Genomic DNA, 18,600 nt, shown 5'->3' on the forward strand with positions numbered 1-18,600 from the left:
TGGGCGATAACGATACTGCATGATATCGGTAGTTAGGGCAGGTTTGGAAAATATATTGCCCACGTTCACTCTCGGTGCGTTGGACGAAATAGTTGACGTGAAAATGGCAGCAAGGCCTTTTCGGTCAATATTTTATCAATTTAGCAGCCGGCGGTGAATAATCAAACAGGATTGTAACATTTGCAAACCCATTCTGTTAAGACTATGTTTCATGGTGTGGATGTTATTTTGAGCGCCCGGCAGCGGCGCGACCTGACGAGAAATCCAATCATGTGTTGAATCGAACGGCGGACGGGCGCCAACGCGCCTTAAGAGCATAATGGCGGGTGACGTATGCAAACCAATAGCGCAGCAGTTGAACATTTTGCACAGCATCATGAAGAGAGGCGAAGTAGCGCGTTCCAAAATGAGGTTGCTCATTATTTGGAACGCCATCCCGCCACGCAGTATGTCGATATCCTTCTCACCGATCTCAATGGTTCCTTCCGCGGCAAACGCATACCCGTCTCAGGGTTGAAAAAACTGGAAAAAGGCAGCTACTTCCCCGCGTCGGTGTTCGCCATGGACATTCTCGGCAACGTGGTGGAGGAGACCGGTCTTGGGCAAGATCTCGGCGAGCCGGACCGCGTATGCCTGCCGGTGCCCGGTTCGCTGACGCCGTCGGCCGCCGATCCGGAGCATATCGGCCAGGTGTTGCTGACCATGCGGGATGAAGATGGCACTCCCTTTGACGTTGAACCCCGTAATGTGCTGAACCGCGTGTGGCAGGCGCTGCGACAGCGCGGCTTGTTCCCGGTGGCAGCGGTAGAGCTGGAGTTTTATCTCATCGATAGGCTGCGCGACGCGGAAGGCGATCTCCAGCCGCCGTGTGCGCCCGGCACCCAGGAGCGCAACACCCAAAGCCAGGTGTACTCCGTCGATAACCTGAACCATTTCGCCGAGGTGCTGAACGACATCGATGCACTGGCGAAGCTGCAGGGGCTGCCGGCGGACGGTGCGGTGGCGGAGGCATCGCCGGGGCAGTTCGAGGTCAACCTGCGTCATACCGACGATATCTTGCTGGCCTGCGACCACGCGCTGGCGCTGAAGCGTCTGGTGCGGCTGGTGGCCGAAAACCACGACATGCACGCCACCTTTATGGCCAAACCCTATGAGGATTACGCCGGCAGCGGCATGCACGTGCATGTCAGCATGCAGGACGGGGCGGGCAACAACCTGTTCGCCGACGCCGAAGGCGAGGATTCACCGCTATTGAAACAGGCGTTGGCCGGGATGATCACCCTGATGCCGGCGTCGATGGCGCTGCTGGCGCCGAACGTCAACGCCTACCGGCGCTTCCAGCCGGGGATGTATGTGCCGATCCAGGCCGCCTGGGGCCACAACAATCGCACCGTGGCGCTGCGCATTCCCTGCGGCGAACCGGAGAACCACCGGGTGGAGTACCGCGTGGCTGGCGCGGACGCCAATCCCTATCTGGTGATGGCGGCGATCCTGGCCGGCATGCTGTACGGGCTGGACAACGTGCTGCCGCTGCCTGAACCGGTGACCGGCAACGGGCTGGAGCAGGAGGGGTTGCCGCTGCCGATCCGCCAGAGCGACGCGCTGTACGAGTTTGAACACCAGCACGCACTGACCCATTATCTGGGCGAGCGTTTCACCCAGGTTTATCACGCCTGCAAGACGGACGAACTGCTGCAGTTTGAACGGCGGGTGACGGAAACCGAGATCGACTGGATGTTGAAAAATGCCTGAATGGGCGTATAAGTAAGAGGTACGTGCGGGCAACCGGCCTGCCGGTAGCGGATTAATTCGCCTGCCGGGCTGGTTTTCCGTTCGATCGACAAAAAGAATTTGTATTTGAGGGTTTCCGGATCTTGTCATCCGGAGGCATTCTGGTGCAAAATATCTCAAATGCAGATAGCCGACGTTTTGAAAGCGTCGGTTATTTTTTTTTGCATTAAGTTTTACCAACGTAGCGTTTCATACACCAAGCGAGGCCGGACACCGATCCGGATAGATAAATAGTTTCGTGCACGATCAAACAAAACTTTATGGTCGTGACTCATGAGGATTAGAAAGATGGGGCAATTTTTCACTTTAGCACCGGTGCCCGCCGGTTTCCGCTGTGGCCGCAGCGACTATGGAGCAGCCGAGGTTACCTCGACCCGTTATCCAGCTTACAATCCCCTTCTTTTAGAATTAAGTCGCTCGTTGCGAAGTTTCCCCGCACCCTTAAGTCTTGGCGTGTCCGCCATCCGCAAGGCTCAAGGTAAGGGGGGGCTGAACAATGTCCGATAATACCCTCAACGCCGCTCCGGCTCAGCGCACCCAGCTGCGTAAAACCCTGACTTTGGTTCCGGTAGTGATGATGGGCCTGGCTTACCTGCAGCCAATGACCATCTTCGATACCTTCGGCATCGTATCCGGCCTGACCGATGGTCACGTCGCGACCGCGTACGCCTTCGCTCTGCTGGCGATCCTGTTTACCGCCCTGAGCTACGGCAAGCTGGTGAAGAAGTTCCCTTCCGCCGGTTCTGCCTACACTTACGCCCAGAAAGCCATCAGCCCGCACGTCGGCTTTATGGTGGGCTGGTCATCGCTGCTGGACTACCTGTTCATGCCGATGATCAACATTTTGCTGGCCAAGATTTACCTGGAAGCGATTTTCCCGGGCGTCCCGTCCTGGATCTTCGTGGCGGTGCTGGTCGGCTTGATGACGATTTTCAACCTGCGCGGCATCAAGCTGGTGGCTAACCTGAACTCCATCATCGTGGTGGTGCAGGTGGCGATCATGATCGTGTTCCTCGGCCTGGTGATCAACGGTATTTACCACGGCGAAGGCGCCGGTACGCTGGTCAGCAGCCGCCCGTTCTGGTCCGATAATGCTCACGTGGTGCCGATGATTACCGGCGCGACCATCCTGTGCTTCTCGTTCCTGGGCTTCGACGGCATCAGCTCGCTGTCGGAAGAGACCAAAGACGCGGAAAAAGTGATCCCGAAAGCCATCTTCCTGACGGCGCTGATCGGTGGCATCATCTTTATCGTGGTGTCTTACTTCGTGCAGCTGTACTTCCCGGACATCTCGCGCTTCAAGGATCCTGACGCATCGCAGCCTGAAATCATGCTGTACGTGGCGGGCAAGTTCTTCCAGTCGGTGATCCTGGTGTTCTCCTGCGTGACGGTATTGGCGTCTGGCATGGCGGCGCACGCGGGCGTTTCGCGTCTGATGTACGTGATGGGCCGCGACGGCGTGTTCCCGACTCGCTTCTTCGGCTATGTGCATCCGAAATGGCGTACTCCGGCGCTGAACGTGCTGCTGGTTGGCGCCATCGCGCTGTCAGCGGTATCGTTTGACCTGGTGACCGCGACCGCGCTGATCAACTTCGGTGCGCTGGTGGCCTTCACCTTCGTCAACCTGTCGGTGATTTCGCAGTTCTACATTCGCGACAAGATGAACCGCACCGTGAAGGACACGTTTAACTACCTGATCCTGCCGGTGATGGGCGCACTGACCGTCGGCGCGCTGTGGATCAACCTGGAAGCCAGCTCGATGACGCTGGGCCTGGTCTGGGCGGCTGTCGGCCTGATCTACCTGGCCTTCGTCACCCGCAGCTTCCGTCTGCCGGTGCCGCAAGCGAGCGAAGACGCCGCCTAAGCGCGAGACGTCTCCTCAGCCACAAAAAAGGCCGCGTTCGCGGCCTTTTCCTTTTCTGCTTGCAGCAGGTTTTACCCCACCAACTCTTTGCCGTAATCGAACAGCGCTTTCAGCAGGGCAGTTTTCTCTTTGTCGCCTTCGTGCAGGTTATACAGCGATTCGAGCTGCAGCAGGTAACTCTGCACGCGCTCCGCGCTCAGCGCTTCCTGGCGGTGTTGCAGCCAGCGGCGCTGCTCGGCGTCGTCCAGCGTATTCGGGTAGTTGCGCGCGCGGAAACGGAACAGCAGCTCTTTCATGCGGCCGTCGCTGAAGGCCAGATCCAGCGCCGGCAGGTTCTGCGGCTTGGTCTGCTGGATAATCCTCATCGCCGCCTTGTCGGCATCGCTGAAGAAGCCGTCGTACAGCCGGGCGTCGACGTCGTCGGAGCCTTTGAACGGCTCGGCTTCGGCGAACAGCGCCACCACTTTCTCGCGCACTTCCGGGTGCTGTTTCAGCAGTTGCAGGTTTTGCAGGCAGGCCTGGCGATCGATGCCCAGCCGCTCGGCGTTCTCCGGCAGCAGGGTTTTGGCCGGCGCCAGCACCGGGCATTTGTTGATGTGCACCAGCTTGATCGGCACCGGCGCCTGATCAGGCGCCAGATCGTCGCGGCGGGTGTACAGCCGTTCACGCAGCTGATCGGCGCTCAGCGTCAGCAACGGCGTCATGTCGCCGGCGAGATCGCACATGATCACCGCGTTCTTGTTGTCCGGGTGCCAGGCCAACGGCGACACCCAGCTGGTGTTGCCGCGCGCCGCGCCGAACATGCCGGAGACGTGCACCAGCGGCGTCATGTCGGCGACGTCGATCAGGGCGTTCAGCTTGTGCTTGTTGCGGTGCTGCAGCAGGAAATCGAACAGCCGTGGCTGCGCCTGCTTGACCAGCTTGGCCATGGCGATGGTGGCGTAAACGTCCGACATCGCGTCGTGAGCCTGCGTGTGTTCGACGCCGTTGGCGCGCGTGAGGTGTTCGAGGCGGAAACTGGGGAAACCGTCTTCGTTTTCAGGCCAGACGATGCCGTCCGGGCGCAGGGCGTAGCAGGCGCGCATCACATCCAGCAGATCCCAACGCGAGTTGCCGTTTTGCCAGCTGTAGGCATAGGGATCGTAGAAGTTGCGATAGAAGATATTGCGGCTCACTTCGTCATCGAAGCGGATGTTGTTGTAACCGAGAATGCAGGTGCCGGCCACGCTGAAGGCCTGATGGATTTGGCGGGTGAACTCGGCCTCGTTAACGCCTTTGGCGCGCGCCACCTGCGGCGTGATGCCGGTGATCATCACCGCCTCGGGTTCCGGCAGGTAGTCGTCGGCGGGGGCGCAGTAGATGACCAGCGGCTCTTCGATAATGTTGAAATCCATATCGGTGCGCACGCCGGCGAACTGCGCCGGGCGGTCCAGCGACGGGCTCTTGCCGAAGGTCTCGTAATCGTGAATGTAAAATGTGGCCGTTGCCTTGCTGCTCAAAATCGCGTCTCTTCAGTGGCGGATACAATATGCCCCTATTGTAACGGCGTGGGGAGCGATGCCAAGCGGCGGTTAGCGAAATGCGCGCAATTACGCACGGCGATAGTAATCCAGCCGCTGGTGAAAGTAGGGGAGCAGGTGGTCGGGGATCTGTCGTTCTGTTTCCGCCTGGGTCGAGGCGATGCCGTAGCGCTCGTTGTAGATCACGCTGATGGCCAGCAAATCGGTTTCTATTTTCTCGCGTTGTGCCTGCGGTAAGCCATCCAGCTTTCGAGCCATCGTTATCTCCCTGTTAACCTTAGGGTATAATAGGATCGTTAGCGGGTCTTGTCCCTACCCATTCCGGGGGGCGATGGACGCCTGAGCGCTTTGCTGCGAGCGGGGGGCCTGACTGTGGCGCGCGGCGAACTCGCTCTGCGCCTGGTGCGCATTGAGGCGATCCGCCCGGTTATACAGCGAACAGGCGCCGCTTATCACCGCCCCCCAAAACAGGGTGCACAGCAGTAAAACCCCCAACCAGATTTTTTGGTTATAGGTCATAAGTCCTCCACGGACGAGAAGAGAAATAACATTGACCGTTAAATTAAATCAGGCGCTACATCAATGGTATTTAAACGGCGGAGATTAATCATGGAATCTATGCGGTTCTTTTGTTACTAAAGCCACGATGGATGTTTCAAAAGATTCCTTAAGATAATATTAAGAAAAATGAGTGAGGGCGCCGTAAATCTATTTAATATTTGTTTAAATATCCGCAGATACAATCTTCCACATTCAATACCAATGTGGGTGACAATTATGAAAACGCTACTGTTGACCGGCGCTACCGGCTTTCTTGGTGGTGCGGTTCTCGAAAAATTATTGATTGAAAATCAGTCCGTTAATTATCTTTTGCTGGTGCGTGCCGACGATGCACAGCAAGGGCTGGCCCGTATTCGCGCGAATATGGAAAAGTTTAATATCGACGCGAACCTGCTGTCTAAAATTACGATAGAAAATATATTGTTGGGCGACCTTTCCGAGCCGGCCGACTTTTTAACTGACGCACGTATTAACAATGTCACGCACGTTATTAACTGTGCGGCCGTTGCTTCATTTGGTAATAACCCGCTCATTTGGAAGGTAAACGTAGAAGGTACTTTGGCCTTTGCCGAAAGAATGGCGCAGGTGCCGGGACTAAAACGTTTCCTGCACGTCGGTACCGCCATGTCCTGTTCACCGGAGCCGGGTTCGCTGGTGGCGGAGAGCGGCGAGTTTGAGGAAGACGCCGAGCATCTGGTGGAATATACGCGTTCCAAATCCACCATCGAACAGCTGATGCGCCAACGCTGCCCGCAACTGCCGCTGACCATCGCTCGCCCGTCGATCGTGGTGGGGCACACCCGCCTGGGCTGCCAGCCTTCCAGCAGCATTTTCTGGGTGTTTGGCATGGCGCTGATGCTGCGCAAATTCATGTGCTCGTTGGAGGACAATATCGACGTGATCCCGGCGGACTACTGCGCGGATGCGTTGGTGATGCTGATGAACAGCGAAACGCTGGAGAACGACGTGTATCACATCTCCGCCGGCGTGGAGAGCAGCGTCAGCTTTGCCGAGATCGACAACGCCATGGCGGCGGCGCTGGAAAAGGCGCCGGTGGGCGATGAGTATGCGCAGGTGACGTATGACGCGCTGGTGAAAATGCGCCGCCAGCTGAAAGACATTTTCGGCCCGTGCAACGAGCGGCTGATGCTGAAAGCGATGCGCCTGTACGGATCGTTCGCCATGCTCAACGTGCGTTTCAGCAACGAGAAGATCCTCAAGCTGGGCATGCCGAAACCGCCGCGCTTCACCGACTACATTGCCGGCTGCGTGCAGTCGACCCGCGGGCTGTCTATCCAGCAGCAGATGGTGGTGGACTTCAAATAACCGCCGGGCGCAGCGGGCGCCCGAGATTATTGTCCGTTACCAGGACGAAGAGGACCAGAAGACGCGGCCGAGCACCACCAGTTGCTCCTTGCGCTGCTGATAGCTGAGGTGTTCGTCCTGGTACTCTTCCCGGTTGAGGGAGCGGATGACGACGCCGCCGTCCGGCTGCTCGATCAGCACCTTCACCCGCAGCAAATTGCCGTGGCGGATGGCATAAGTCTTGCCTTCGCGGATGCGCGTGTCGTCGGTGTTGATGCCGACCACGTCGCCGTCCTGCAGACGCGGTTCCATGCTGGAGCCGGAGATGCGGATAATGCGCGCGGCGTTGACCGCCACCCCCATCTTGTGCAGATAGTAACGGCGGAAAATCAGCGAAAACTCCTCGCGATCGACGATTTCGTAGCAGCCGTCGCCGGCGGAAAAATCAATATCCAGCAGCGGGATCTCCACAAACTCTTCCTTGTCTTGTTCGGTATCTTCCCATACCACCGGTTTCAAACGGGCGGGCTGGAAGTCCGACTCCGCCGCCACGTTGTCAAACGGGCGCACCAGCTGCTTTTCATGAAACACGTCGAACCAGCCCTTGGGCAAATTCAGCCTGGCCTCGATCCGCCTGGCCAGATTGTCGCCAAGATTGCGGGAGGATTTCTCCCCGATGATTTGGCTCAGCGTCGGCGCGGAAGACTCAACCAGCGTGGCGAACTCATTCTGGTTGACGCCTTGCCGGGCGTAGCGGGCCATCAATTCGCGCAGATTGTTGCGCCTGATTTCTTTAGTTTCCATCGTGCAATGATCGCACTCTTTAGCAAAAAGGTAAATAACGGTTTTGCTAAAAAACGCTTGCGCATAATTTAGCAATTAGCTAAAACAAAAAGGGTGAGCCAAAGGTTCACCTGTGCGGAGCGGCCTGTCATGATGAGAGGCCGCTCAGTGAAATCAAACGAGAGAGGGACTTTACGATGTACAAGATTGATTACAATAGCTACCGATCGGTCGCCAGCTTCGGCCACCGCGTGCGCTTTTTGGTGCTGCACTACACGGCGCAAAACTTTGCCGACTCGGTGACGTCGTTGACCGGAAAATCGGTCAGCGCGCACTATCTGGTGCCGGATCCGACCGAGGCCACCTATCAGGCTGCCGGCTTCAGCGGCGTGCGCATTTTCAACCTGGTGGACGAGAACGAGCGCGCCTGGCATGCCGGCACCAGCCAGTGGGGCACCCGCAGCAATATCAACGACACCTCCATCGGCATCGAGATCGTCAACCTGGCGAGCGGCGACGGTGAAAACATCACCTTCCCGCCGTTCAACCCGCAGCAGATCGAGGCGGTCACCCAGCTGGCACAGAACATCCTGCAGCGTTACCCGGACATCTCGCCGGTGAACGTGGTGGCGCACTCTGACATCGCGCCGGGCCGCAAGAGCGATCCGGGCCCGCAGTTCCCGTGGCAGCAGCTGTATCAGGCCGGCGTCGGCGCCTGGTATGACGAAGCCACCAAGCAGCAGCGCCAGCAGGAATACTGCCGCCAGGGGCTGCCGGCACAGGCCGAGCTGCTGAAACTGTTCGCCCAATACGGCTACGACACCTCTGCGGCGAACACCGCAGAAGGCTATCGCCAGTTGGTGCGGGCGTTCCAGCTGCACTTCCGCCAGCAGAAGTATGACGGCGTGATGGATGTCGAAACCGCCGCCGTTCTGCGCGCGCTGGTCGACAAGTACGCCGCCTGAGCCTGACCGCGAATGGGGGACGCCTCATTCGCCTTTTCCTTGCCGGGCTTCCTCCGCTAAAATAGCGGCCTGGCTGGTCTTTATCGGAGGCAGCGTGCGCCTCGATCGAAAAATCTCTTCCCTTGAATTGCTGACCTATCGCCACTATCGCATCGTTCACGGCGTGCGCATCGGGCTGGCGTTTATTCTGACCTTTCTGCTGATCCGCTTGCTGGCGGTGCCCGAAGGCACCTGGCCGCTGATCACCCTGGTGGTGGTGATGGGGCCGATCTCGTTTTGGGGCAACGTGCTGCAGCGGGCGCTGCAACGCATTGCCGGCACGGTATTCGGCGCCGCGTCCGGCCTGATCGCCCTGTATCTGGAACTCTATTCGCTGCCGCTGATGCTGGTTTGGTGCGGCGTGGTGATGTTCGTCTGCGGTTACCTGACGCTCGGCAAACGGCCGTATATGGCGCTGCTGGTGGGGATCACGCTGGCGGTGGTGTGCGGCGCGGGCGCCGGCGACATGCATACCGCGCTGTGGCGTAGCGGCGACGTGATCTTCGGCTCGCTGCTGGCGCTGCTGTTCACCAGCATTTACCCACAACGCGCCTATATTCTGTGGCGCATGCAGATGGCGGACTGCCTGCAAACCGCCGCCCGCCTCTACGGCGCGTATTTTTCACCGAACGTCATTGCGCGGCCGCGGCTGGAGCCGCAGCTCAAGGATCTGTTGAATCAGGTGGTGAAGCTACGCAGCCTGATCGTGCCCGCCAGCAAGGAAACCCGCATCCCCAAAGCGGTGTTCGAGGCGGTGCAAACTCTCAGCCGCAATCTGGTGTGCACGCTGGAGCTGATGGCCGACGCCTATTGGGCCTCGCGCGAAACGCACTTCATCATGTTGAACGCCCGCACGCTGCGCAGCACCCAGCTGCTGACGCTGAGCTCGCTGGAATCGCTGGCAGTGCTGATGCGCGAAGGGCCGCAGGCGCAGCGGCAGGCGGCGGCGGGGCAACTGGCGGAGATCGCCGGCGAGCTGAAAACGCTGATGCAGGAGGTGAGCCTCGGCCAGCACGGCGAAGCGCCGATTTACGGCTATGTCTGGCTCAGCATGGAGCTGGCGCAGCAGCTGGAAGAGCTGGGGGATCTGCTCCAGGTCTGCACCGCCGCCGGGCGCGAATAAGGGGTCAGATCATGAAGGCGGCGCTTTGGGTTTTGGCCGCCGAGGCAAAGTGGGTAAGATAAGGCAATCACTGTTGTGCCGGACCGCCACAAACCTGTATCTTGGTGCCATGTGGCCGTAAGCAAATGAATCTGTGTATTACTAAAGCAAGGGTATAAAGATGGATAATGCAAATAAGCCGAGTTTCCAGGACGTGCTGGAGTTTGTGCGTATGTTCCGCCGCAAAAACAAACTGCAACGCGAGATCGTCGACAACGAAAAGAAAATTCGTGATAACCAGAAGCGCGTGCTGCTGCTCGACAACCTGAGTGAGTACATCAAGCCCGGCATGAGCATTGAAGACATTCAGGGCATCATCGCCAACATGCGCAGCGACTACGAAGATCGCGTTGATGACTACATCATCAAAAATGCCGATCTGTCCAAAGAGCGCCGCGAGCTGTCCAAAAAGCTGAAAGCGATGGGCGAAGTGAAGTAACCCGCTTTAGCGGGCCGGGCGTCCTGCCTGGCCCGCCTAATTTTCCCTTCTTGCCGACACTGCCGTTTCCGTTGGGGCGTTCCCCGGCGGCCGAAGGCGCCTCCCCATCCTGCAGGATCTGCAGGTGACCGCCGGGGAACGCTTGTTACTGCTCCGATCCGTACATGTCGAAGTCGAAATACCTGTCGTTGATTTTCTTGTAAGTGCCGTTGGCGCGGATCGCCTGCAGCGCGTCGTTGAAGGCGTTAAGCAGCGCGGTATCGTCTTTGCGCACCCCGATGCCGTCGCCGATGCCGAAGTATTTGCTGTCGTTCAGTTCGGCGCCGATAAAGGCGAAATCTTTGCCGCCGGGCGTTTTGAAGAACTCGCTGGCGCTGACGCTGGCCAGCAGCGACGCATCCAGCCGGCCGTTGGCCAGATCTTCGTTCACTTCCTGTTGGCTTTGGTAGGCGACCACGTTGACGCCAGCCGGGCGCCACAGCGCGTTGGCGTAGGCCTCCTGGCTGGAGCCTTGCTGCACGCCGACCGATTTGCCCTTCAGCGAGGCGACGGTTGGCTGCAGGTTGCTGCCTTTATGCGCCACCAGCCGCGCCGGGGCGTTGGAGACCTTGCTGGAGAAGGCGATCTGCTGCTGGCGCTGCGGCGTGATGGTCATCGACGAGGCGATGGCGTCGAATTTTTTCGCCTGCAGGCCGGGGATCATGCCGTCCCAGCTGCTTTCCACCCACACGCATTTGGCCTGCATCTGGTCGCACAGCGCTTGGGCGATATCGACACCGAAGCCGGTCAGCTTGCCCTGCGGGTTTTTATACTCCAGCGGTGGAAAGGTGGGATCGATGCCCAGTTTGATCACTTTGCCGCTGAATTCACCGCTCAACGCGGGAAAACTCGCGGCCAGCGGCAGTAACAACAACAGCCCTTTGATGGTTTTCATGTCATTTCCTCAGCGTTGGCGATTAAACCGCGGGGCGAGCCAAAAAGCGCTCGACCAATTTGACCCAGTAGGTGGCGCCCAGCGACAGACTGTCGTCGTTGAAGTCATAACCGGGGTTGTGCAGGGAATTGCCCGGCGTGGCGGGGCCGTTGCCGATCGAGATGTAGCTGCCTGGGCATTTCTCCAGCATAAAGGCAAAATCTTCGCTGGCGGTAAACGGCCGCAGCGTGGGGATAACCCGGCTCTCTCCGGCCCATTCCAACGCCACCGCGCGCGCCAGCTCGGTTTCTGCCGGGTGGTTCACCAGCACCGGGTAGCCGTGCTGATAGTCGATCTCCGCGCGGGCGCCGAAGCTGGCGGCCTGCGCCGTGACCAGCTCGGTGATGCGCTGCTCCAGCCGCTCACGCACCGCTGCCGTCAGCGCGCGCACGCTGAGCGTCAGGGTGGCGGTCGCCGGGATCACGTTGGCGGCCTGGCCGGCCTGCATCGCCCCCACGGTGACGATCGCCGTTTCCTGCGGATCGATATTGCGCGCCACGATGGTTTGCAGGCTCATGACGATGGCCGCGCAGGCCACCACCGGATCGACGGTGCTCTGCGGCACCGCGCCGTGGCCGCCGTGCCCATGCAGGGTAATGTGTACCGTATCGGCCGAGCACATGAAGGGGCCGCTGGCGAAACCCAGGTGGCCGGTGGGGAAACCGGGCACGTTGTGCATGGCGAACACCGCGTCGCAGGGGAAGCGCTCAAACAGGCCGTCTTCAATCATCACTTTGGCGCCGCCGCCGCCTTCTTCCGCCGGCTGAAAGATCAGGTGCAGGGTGCCGCTGAAGTTTGGCTGCCGCGCCAGATAGCGCGCCGCCGCCAGCAGCATGGCGGTGTGCCCGTCGTGGCCGCAGGCGTGCATCACCCCGGAATGGGTGCTGGCGTGCGGCAAACCGGTCGTTTCGGCAATCGGCAGGGCGTCCATGTCGGCGCGGATGCCGAGCGATTTTCCCGGCCCGTGCTGCAGTGTGGCGACAACACCGGTTTGTCCTACGCCGCGCGTGACGCGGTAACCCCATTCCGCCAGCCGCTGCGCCACCAGATCCGAGGTCGCGAACTCCTGGAAGCCCAGCTCCGGGTGGGCGTGAATGTGGCGGCGAAGCGCGACCATCTCATCATGAACGGCGGCGATCTCAGGCAGTACGAGTGAAGGGCTCATCACGGTCTCCGGCAAAGGGTCCCGGCCAACGGGCGGGGAATGGGGCAGAGGGATAGGCATCGAGACTAGCAAACTCCGTTTTTGCCGGGTAGCCGCCGTTCGGTTATGCTGACAACCGATGATTGTCAGGAGGTGAACATGAAACTGCACCAACTGCAGGCGCTGGTGGCCAGCGCCGACAGCGGCAGCATTCGCGCGGCGGCGCGGCATCTGGGGCTGTCGCAGGCGGCGGTGACCCGCGCACTGCGCGAACTGGAGCAGGAGCAGGCGCTGCCGCTGCTGATCCGCACCCCGACCGGGCTGGGCTTTACCCCCTACGGCAAAACCCTGCTGGCACACGCCAGGCTGGTGTTGAATCAGCTGGAGCAAGCGCAAGGTGAAATGGCGGCGCTGCGCGGGCGAACGGCGGATCTGGTCAAGGCGGCGATCACCCCCTGGCTGATGCTGACGGTGCTGCCGCCGGCGGTGATGGCGTTTCGCAGCAAGGTGCCGGCGGTGCGGCTGGAACTGTCGGAAAGCCTGATGGCCAACGCTCAATCTCAGCTACGCGAGGGCACGATGGATTTCGCCATCACGCCGCTGCCGGCGTCGTCGGCGCCGCAGGAGTTCCACTGCGAGCCGCTGCTGGAGTATGAAACGGCGTACATGGTGCGGCGCGGCCACCCGCTGGCGCACAGCACCTCGCTGCATCAGCTGCTGGAGCAGGATTGGGTGATGAGCTATACCCCGGAAAGTTTCGATGCGCTGCGCGACGAGGTGTTTCACCGCCACGGCGCGCGCCTGCCGCGCCAGCGCATTATCCAGGCGCATTCGTTTGGCATGCTGCAGGCGCTGGTGGAGTCCGCCGAGATGTGCACCTGGTGCCCGCGGCCGATCGTCGCGCTGCCACAGTTCGCCTCCCGCGTGCAGCCGCTGGCGCTGCGGGAGAGCTGCCAACCGGCGCAGCTGAATATCGTCACCCGGCGCAACAGCATTCTGAGCGCCGCCGCGCATGCGTTTATCGATACGTTGGTGCGCACCCTGCGCCAGCAGGCACGATCGTCTCGGCCGGAAGATCGTCAGATCTACGATCGCGTGCGCCTGCTGATTTAGCGGATCCCCCCGGATCGACGATCCCGTAAATGGGATCGCGATCCGCATTTGTAGCATTTTTAGCCGCAATGTTAACGATATGTGATTTCGCTCAAATAATTATTTTTGCAGCTTTGGTTATATGTCGCTCTATGTTCACGTTGTCATTTTGAGTTTTCCTGGGTGTTTGATGATTAATCAATTGAAATTTATCACTTTATAAAGTTTGTTGTTTTTTGTCGGATAAAAATGACAACGTCAACATTAAGAAAATTCAAGCGTTTAACGAGTGTATTGGAGGAAGAGATGAGCCAGTTGCCGGAAAAAATGCGCGCGGTCGTTTGCCACGGCCCGCAGGACTATCGTTTCGAACAGGTGCCCACGCCGTTGCCGAAGGCGCGCGAGTTGGTGATCAAGGTGGAAGGCTGCGGCATCTGCGCCGGCGACTGCAAGTGCAAGAACGGCGCACAGATGTTTTGGGGGGAGAACCCGTGGGTCAAACCGCCGGTGGTGCCGGGGCATGAGTTTTACGGCCGCATCGCCGCGCTGGGCGAGGGCGCGGAAGGCAAATACCGGCTCGGCGAGCGGGTGATCGCCGAGCAGATCGTGCCGTGCTGGGAGTGTCGCTACTGCAAATCCGGCAGTTATTGGATGTGTGAGACGCATAACATTTACGGTTTCCAAAAAGACGTGGCGGAGGGCGGCATGGCGGAGTACATGCGCTTTTCCGAGAACGCCATCGTGCACAAGATCCCGGAAAGCCTGAGCCATGAAGACGCGGTCTTGATTGAGCCGATGGCCTGCGCCATTCACACCGTGGCGCGCGGCGATATCCAGCTGGACGACGTGGTGGTGCTGGCCGGCGCCGGGCCGCTCGGGCTGTGTATGGTGCAGGTGGCGCGCCTGAAGACGCCGAAGAAACTGATCGTGATCGACGCCATCGACGAGCGGCTGGCGCTGGCGAAAGAATTTGGCGCCGACGTGGTGATCAACCCGCTGAAGGAAGACGCCGACCAGATCGTCAAATCGCTGACCGGCGGCTACGGCTGCGACGTGTATATCGAGGCCACCGGCGCGCCGATCGGCGTCACCCAGGGGCTGCAGATGATCCGCAAGCTGGGTCGCTTCGTGGAGTTCAGCGTGTTCGGCAAAGAAACCACCGTCGACTGGTCCATCATCGGCGATCGCAAAGAGCTGGACATTCGCGGCGCGCACTTGGCGCCCTACAGCTACGAAATCGCCATCGATCTGTTTGAGCGCGGGCTGGTGACCTCCAATGGCGTGGTTACCCACAGCTATTCATTGAACGACTGGGACGAAGCCTTCGCCCTGGCGGACTCGACCGACTCCATCAAGGTGATCCTGGTTCCCTGACCCTCCCGCTGTACCGCTGTTGCAGTCACGGCCGCCGGCCCGTCCGCAATGGGGGGCCGGCCGGTCGGCCAAACGTAAAGACATGCTGTTGCTCTGATAACCACAACAAGAAGCTTCCCTACAGGAGAATTGGCTATGTTTTCATTATTCAAAAAGACCCTGCCTTTTATCGTCGCCGGTGGAATGTTGGCGGCCAGCCATGGGGCGCTGGCCAAGCAAATCACTATCGGTATGTCGTTCCAGGAAATGAACAACGACTACTTTGTCACCATGAAGCAGGCGCTGGATCAGGCGGCGGCGGATATCGGCGCCAAGGTGTACGTGGCCGATGCGCGCCATGACGTCGCCAAACAGATCGGTGACGTGGAAGACATGCTGCAGAAGAAGGTGGACATCCTGCTGATCAACCCGACCGATTCGGTGGGGGTACAGTCGGCGGTGATCTCCGCCCATAAGGCCGGCGCGGTGGTGGTGGCGATCGACGCGCAGGCGGAAGGGCCGCTGGACTCGTTCGTCGGCTCGGAAAACTACGACGCCGGCTTCCAGGCGGGCGAGTACCTGGCGAAAGCGCTGGGCGGCAAAGGCAAGGTGGCGATCCTCGACGGCATCCCGGTGGTGCCGATCCTGGAGCGCGTGCGCGGCTTTGAAGCGGCGATGAAGAAATACCCCGACATCAAGATCGTCACCAAGCAAAACGGCAAGCAGGAACGCGACACCGCGCTGACCGTGACCGAAAACATGCTGCAGTCGGCGCCGGATCTGGCGGGCATCTTCAGCGTCAACGACGTCGGCGCGCTCGGTGCCCTGGCGGCGATCGAAAGCAACGGCGCCAAGGTCAAGCTGGTGAGCGTCGACGGCCAGCCGGAAGCCATCAAAGAGATCCTCAAGCCGAACTCGCCGTTTATCGCCACTTCGGCGCAGTTCCCGCGCGACCAGCTGCGCATCGCGCTCGGCATTGCGCTGGCCCGCTACTGGGGCGCCACGGTGCCGAAAACCGTGCCGGTCAAAGTGAAGCTGATCGACCGCAGCAATGCGGCCGGCTTTAGCTGGTAACAGCGGCCGGGTTCGCCCCGCTGCGGCGGGGCGTTCGGCGCGGAGGGCAATGCGGTGACACCTTTACTGGAACTGAAACGAATAAAAAAGAGCTTTCCCGGCGTGAAGGCGCTGGACGGCATCGATCTGGCTATTCAACGCGGCGAAGTGCACGCCCTGCTGGGCGAAAACGGCGCCGGCAAATCGACGCTGGTGAAAATCATGTGCGGCATCTATCAGCCGGACGAGGGCGATATTTTTATCGACGGCGAGCAGCGCCGCTTTAACAACTATCGCCAGGCGATCGAGGCCGGGGTCGGCATTATTTTTCAGGAATTCTCGTTGATTCCCTACATGAGCGCCATCGACAACATCTTCCTCAACCGGGAGATCAGGAACCGCTGGGGCCTGCTGGATCGCCGGGCGATGCGGCGCAAGGCCGAGGCCATTTTCAAACGGTTGACGGTGGCTATCGATCTCGATTGCCCGGTGGAACAGCTGAGCGTGGCGCAGCAGCAGTTCGTTGAGATCGCCAAGGCGCTGTCGCTGGAGGCGCGGGTGCTGGTGCTGGATGAACCGACCGCCACGCTGACGCCGGGCGAGGCCGAGCACCTGTTCAGCGTGATGAACGATCTGCGGCTGCTGGGCGTCGGCATGGTGTTTATCTCGCACCACCTGGACGAGATTTTCACCATCTGCGATCGCATTACCGTGCTGCGCGACGGCGCTTACATCGAAACGCTGGCCACCGGCGACACCAACGTGGAAGAGCTGGTGCGGCTGATGGTCGGGCGCAAAATCGAGAACGCCTTCCCGGTGAAACAGCACCCGGTCGATACCGCGACGGTGCTGCTGGAGGCGGAGATCCAGCGCGAGAAGCACGGCGCGACCGACCGCTTCCACCTGTACAAGGGCGAGATCCTCGGCTTCGCCGGGCTGGTGGGCTCCGGGCGCACCGAGACCGTCTCGGCGCTGATCGGCGCCAGCCGCTGCCACCGCAAACGCGTCAGCCTCGGTGGCCAACCGGCGGCGCTGCGCTCCCCGGCGCAGGCGCTGGCGCAGGGCATCGGCCTGCTGCCGGAGAGCCGTAAAACCGAGGGCCTGGTGCTGCCGTTTTCGGTGGCGCAGAACATCACCCTCAACCGGCACCACCGGCGCGGCAAGATCTTCGTCAGCGCCCGCCAGGATCGCGACGTGGTGCGGCGGCTGATCCGCGCCGTGGGGGTGAAAACCCCGGACGCCGAGACCGCCGTCAGCACCCTGAGCGGCGGCAACCAGCAGAAGGTGGTGATCGCCCGCTGGCTCAACAACGACTGCAACATCCTGATCTTCGACGAACCGACGCGCGGCATCGACGTGGGCGCCAAGGCCGAGATCTATCAGCTGATGCAGCAACTGACCCAGCAGGGCATCTCCATCATCATGATTTCCTCCGAACTGCCGGAGATCATCGGCGTGTGCGACCGCGTGCTGGTGTTTCGCGGCGGCCACATCGTCGCCGAGCTGACCGGCGACGACATCGAATCCAACCACATTATGCTTCACGCGACCGGGAGTGCCTTATGATCGGAATTGAACAACCCGCCGTGGCGCGCCGCGCCGCCGGCCCCAGCCTCGGCAAGCGTTGGGAAAAACTGTTGCATCACCCGGCGGTCTTGCCGTTTATCGGCTTCGCTGTCCTGTTCGTATTGATGAGCCTGCTGAACGACAGCTTTCTCAGCGTCAACAACCTGACCAACGTGGCGCGCCAGGTGTCGATTAACGCCATCATCGCGGTGGGCATGACCTGCGCCATCCTGACCGGCGGCATCGATCTCTCGGTGGGGCCGGTGATGGCGCTGGCCGGTTCGGTCGCCGCCGGGCTGATGCTGGCGGCGGTGCCCATTCCGCTGGCGATGGTGGCGGCGCTGGCGGTCGGCGCGCTGTTCGGCCTGGCCAACGGCGCCTGCATCGCCTACCTGCGCATGCCGCCGATCATCGTCACCCTGGCGTCGATGGGCATCGCCCGCGGCCTGGCGCTGCTCTATACCGGCGGCTACCCGATCTCCGGCCTGCCCGACGTCTTCTCCTTCTTCGGCCGTGGCACGGTGCTGGGCATCCAGGTGCCGATCCTGATCATGCTCGGCGTGTACGTGTTGGCCTGGCTGATGCTCAACCAGCTGCCGTTCGGCCGCTACGTCTATGCGATGGGCGGCAACGAAGAGGCGGCGCGCCTGAGCGGCATCCGCGTGCCGCGCTACAAGATGCTGGTGTACGTGATCAGCGGCCTGACCGCCGCGCTGGCCGGGCTGGTGCTGACCTCGCGCCTGATGAGCGGGCAGCCCAACGCCGGCGAAGGCTTCGAGTTGGACGCCATCGCTGCGGTGGTGCTGGGCGGGGCTGCGATCTCCGGCGGGCGCGGAGCCATCGTCGGCACGCTGGTGGGGGCGATGATGCTCGGGGTGCTCAACAACGGCCTCAATCTGATGAACGTGTCGCCGTATATCCAGAACGTGGTGAAGGGCGGCATCATCCTGGCCGCCATCTACCTCAGCTCCGTGCGGCGCAAATAGGGGG

The 18,600-nt window shown here is 60.6% G+C and carries 18 protein-coding genes; 11 read left to right on the forward strand and 7 right to left on the reverse strand.

Features of this window, described 5'->3' with window-relative positions:
- Window positions 1-135: 135 nt before the first annotated feature.
- Window positions 136-420 carry a hypothetical protein gene (locus ACYF6X_RS03975; protein ID WP_165384404.1) on the reverse strand — a complete coding sequence of 95 codons (285 nt, stop codon included), beginning with the start codon at window positions 418-420 and terminating at the stop codon, window positions 136-138.
- On the opposite strand from ACYF6X_RS03975, the gene ACYF6X_RS03980 reads away from it, so the two are divergent.
- Together ACYF6X_RS03980 and ACYF6X_RS03985 are read left to right on the forward strand one after the other, a co-directional pair.
- Window positions 334-1,752 (forward strand): glutamine synthetase family protein, encoded by a 1,419-nt coding sequence (locus tag ACYF6X_RS03980; protein ID WP_130018591.1) that lies wholly within the window; start codon window positions 334-336, stop codon window positions 1,750-1,752. The genes ACYF6X_RS03975 and ACYF6X_RS03980 overlap by 87 nt on opposite strands.
- A gap of 535 nt (window positions 1,753-2,287) precedes the next feature.
- Window positions 2,288-3,655, forward strand: coding sequence for an APC family permease (locus ACYF6X_RS03985; RefSeq protein ID WP_063989232.1), 1,368 nt, complete (start codon window positions 2,288-2,290; stop codon window positions 3,653-3,655).
- 71 nt (window positions 3,656-3,726) lie between these two features.
- Here ACYF6X_RS03985 and sbcB read toward each other — a convergent pair whose 3' ends face one another.
- The 3 genes from sbcB to ACYF6X_RS04000 all read right to left on the reverse strand — a co-directional run bounded on the left by sbcB (window position 3,727) and on the right by ACYF6X_RS04000 (window position 5,694).
- Window positions 3,727-5,154, reverse strand: coding sequence for an exodeoxyribonuclease I (gene sbcB, locus ACYF6X_RS03990; RefSeq protein ID WP_130018589.1), 1,428 nt, complete (start codon window positions 5,152-5,154; stop codon window positions 3,727-3,729).
- A 90-nt stretch (window positions 5,155-5,244) separates the two neighbouring features.
- Window positions 5,245-5,433: a DNA polymerase III subunit theta gene (locus ACYF6X_RS03995; protein ID WP_130018588.1), complete on the reverse strand. Its 189-nt coding sequence runs from the start codon at window positions 5,431-5,433 to the stop codon at window positions 5,245-5,247.
- 54 nt (window positions 5,434-5,487) lie between these two features.
- Window positions 5,488-5,694 (reverse strand): hypothetical protein, encoded by a 207-nt coding sequence (locus ACYF6X_RS04000; protein ID WP_107226528.1) that lies wholly within the window; start codon window positions 5,692-5,694, stop codon window positions 5,488-5,490.
- Window positions 5,695-5,952: 258 nt separating this feature from the next.
- Between ACYF6X_RS04000 and ACYF6X_RS04005 the strand changes: the two genes are divergently transcribed.
- The gene (locus ACYF6X_RS04005; RefSeq protein WP_063989299.1) at window positions 5,953-7,062 is read left to right on the forward strand and encodes an SDR family oxidoreductase; all 1,110 of its coding nucleotides are present in this window, start codon (window positions 5,953-5,955) and stop codon (window positions 7,060-7,062) included.
- A 36-nt stretch (window positions 7,063-7,098) separates the two neighbouring features.
- On the opposite strand, the gene ACYF6X_RS04010 is transcribed toward ACYF6X_RS04005, so the two are convergent.
- Entirely contained in the window at window positions 7,099-7,845 is a 747-nt protein-coding gene (locus ACYF6X_RS04010) for a S24 family peptidase (protein ID WP_004935623.1), read from the reverse strand.
- Between the two features lie 176 nt (window positions 7,846-8,021).
- Here ACYF6X_RS04010 and ACYF6X_RS04015 point away from each other — a divergent pair, with 176 nt between their 5' ends.
- From ACYF6X_RS04015 to tmaR, 3 genes are all read left to right on the forward strand, one after another.
- Window positions 8,022-8,789, forward strand: coding sequence for an N-acetylmuramoyl-L-alanine amidase (locus tag ACYF6X_RS04015; protein ID WP_063989235.1), 768 nt, complete (start codon window positions 8,022-8,024; stop codon window positions 8,787-8,789).
- Between the two features lie 94 nt (window positions 8,790-8,883).
- Window positions 8,884-9,951 carry an FUSC family protein gene (locus ACYF6X_RS04020; protein WP_130018587.1) on the forward strand — a complete coding sequence of 356 codons (1,068 nt, stop codon included), beginning with the start codon at window positions 8,884-8,886 and terminating at the stop codon, window positions 9,949-9,951.
- A gap of 160 nt (window positions 9,952-10,111) precedes the next feature.
- Window positions 10,112-10,429, forward strand: coding sequence for a PTS system regulator TmaR (gene tmaR / locus ACYF6X_RS04025; RefSeq protein WP_004935612.1), 318 nt, complete (start codon window positions 10,112-10,114; stop codon window positions 10,427-10,429).
- Window positions 10,430-10,574: 145 nt separating this feature from the next.
- Here the strand turns inward: tmaR and ACYF6X_RS04030 are convergent, their stop codons facing one another.
- Both ACYF6X_RS04030 and ACYF6X_RS04035 read right to left on the reverse strand, forming a co-directional pair.
- Entirely contained in the window at window positions 10,575-11,363 is a 789-nt protein-coding gene (locus ACYF6X_RS04030; RefSeq protein WP_063989237.1) for an ABC transporter substrate-binding protein, read from the reverse strand.
- Between the two features lie 22 nt (window positions 11,364-11,385).
- Window positions 11,386-12,567, reverse strand: coding sequence for a M20 aminoacylase family protein (locus ACYF6X_RS04035; protein WP_130018586.1), 1,182 nt, complete (start codon window positions 12,565-12,567; stop codon window positions 11,386-11,388).
- 138 nt (window positions 12,568-12,705) lie between these two features.
- Between ACYF6X_RS04035 and ACYF6X_RS04040 the strand changes: the two genes are divergently transcribed.
- From ACYF6X_RS04040 to ACYF6X_RS04060, 5 genes are all read left to right on the forward strand, one after another.
- Entirely contained in the window at window positions 12,706-13,659 is a 954-nt protein-coding gene (locus ACYF6X_RS04040) for a LysR family transcriptional regulator (protein WP_107226524.1), read from the forward strand.
- Window positions 13,660-13,944: 285 nt separating this feature from the next.
- On the forward strand, window positions 13,945-15,012 hold the full coding sequence (locus ACYF6X_RS04045; RefSeq protein WP_033643780.1) for a zinc-binding dehydrogenase: 1,068 nt from the start codon (window positions 13,945-13,947) through the stop codon (window positions 15,010-15,012).
- A 135-nt stretch (window positions 15,013-15,147) separates the two neighbouring features.
- Window positions 15,148-16,065, forward strand: a complete 918-nt coding sequence (locus ACYF6X_RS04050; RefSeq protein ID WP_015378502.1) for an ABC transporter substrate-binding protein — start codon at window positions 15,148-15,150, stop codon at window positions 16,063-16,065.
- 54 nt (window positions 16,066-16,119) lie between these two features.
- Window positions 16,120-17,610 carry a sugar ABC transporter ATP-binding protein gene (locus ACYF6X_RS04055; RefSeq protein WP_130018585.1) on the forward strand — a complete coding sequence of 497 codons (1,491 nt, stop codon included), beginning with the start codon at window positions 16,120-16,122 and terminating at the stop codon, window positions 17,608-17,610.
- A complete protein-coding gene (locus tag ACYF6X_RS04060) occupies window positions 17,607-18,596 on the forward strand; it encodes an ABC transporter permease (protein WP_038877882.1) in 990 nt (329 codons plus the stop codon). The genes ACYF6X_RS04055 and ACYF6X_RS04060 overlap by 4 nt, the downstream gene beginning before the upstream one ends.
- Window positions 18,597-18,600 lie beyond the last annotated feature (4 nt).

It is taken from the genome of Serratia sp. ID 25-353 (assembly GCF_054792795.1).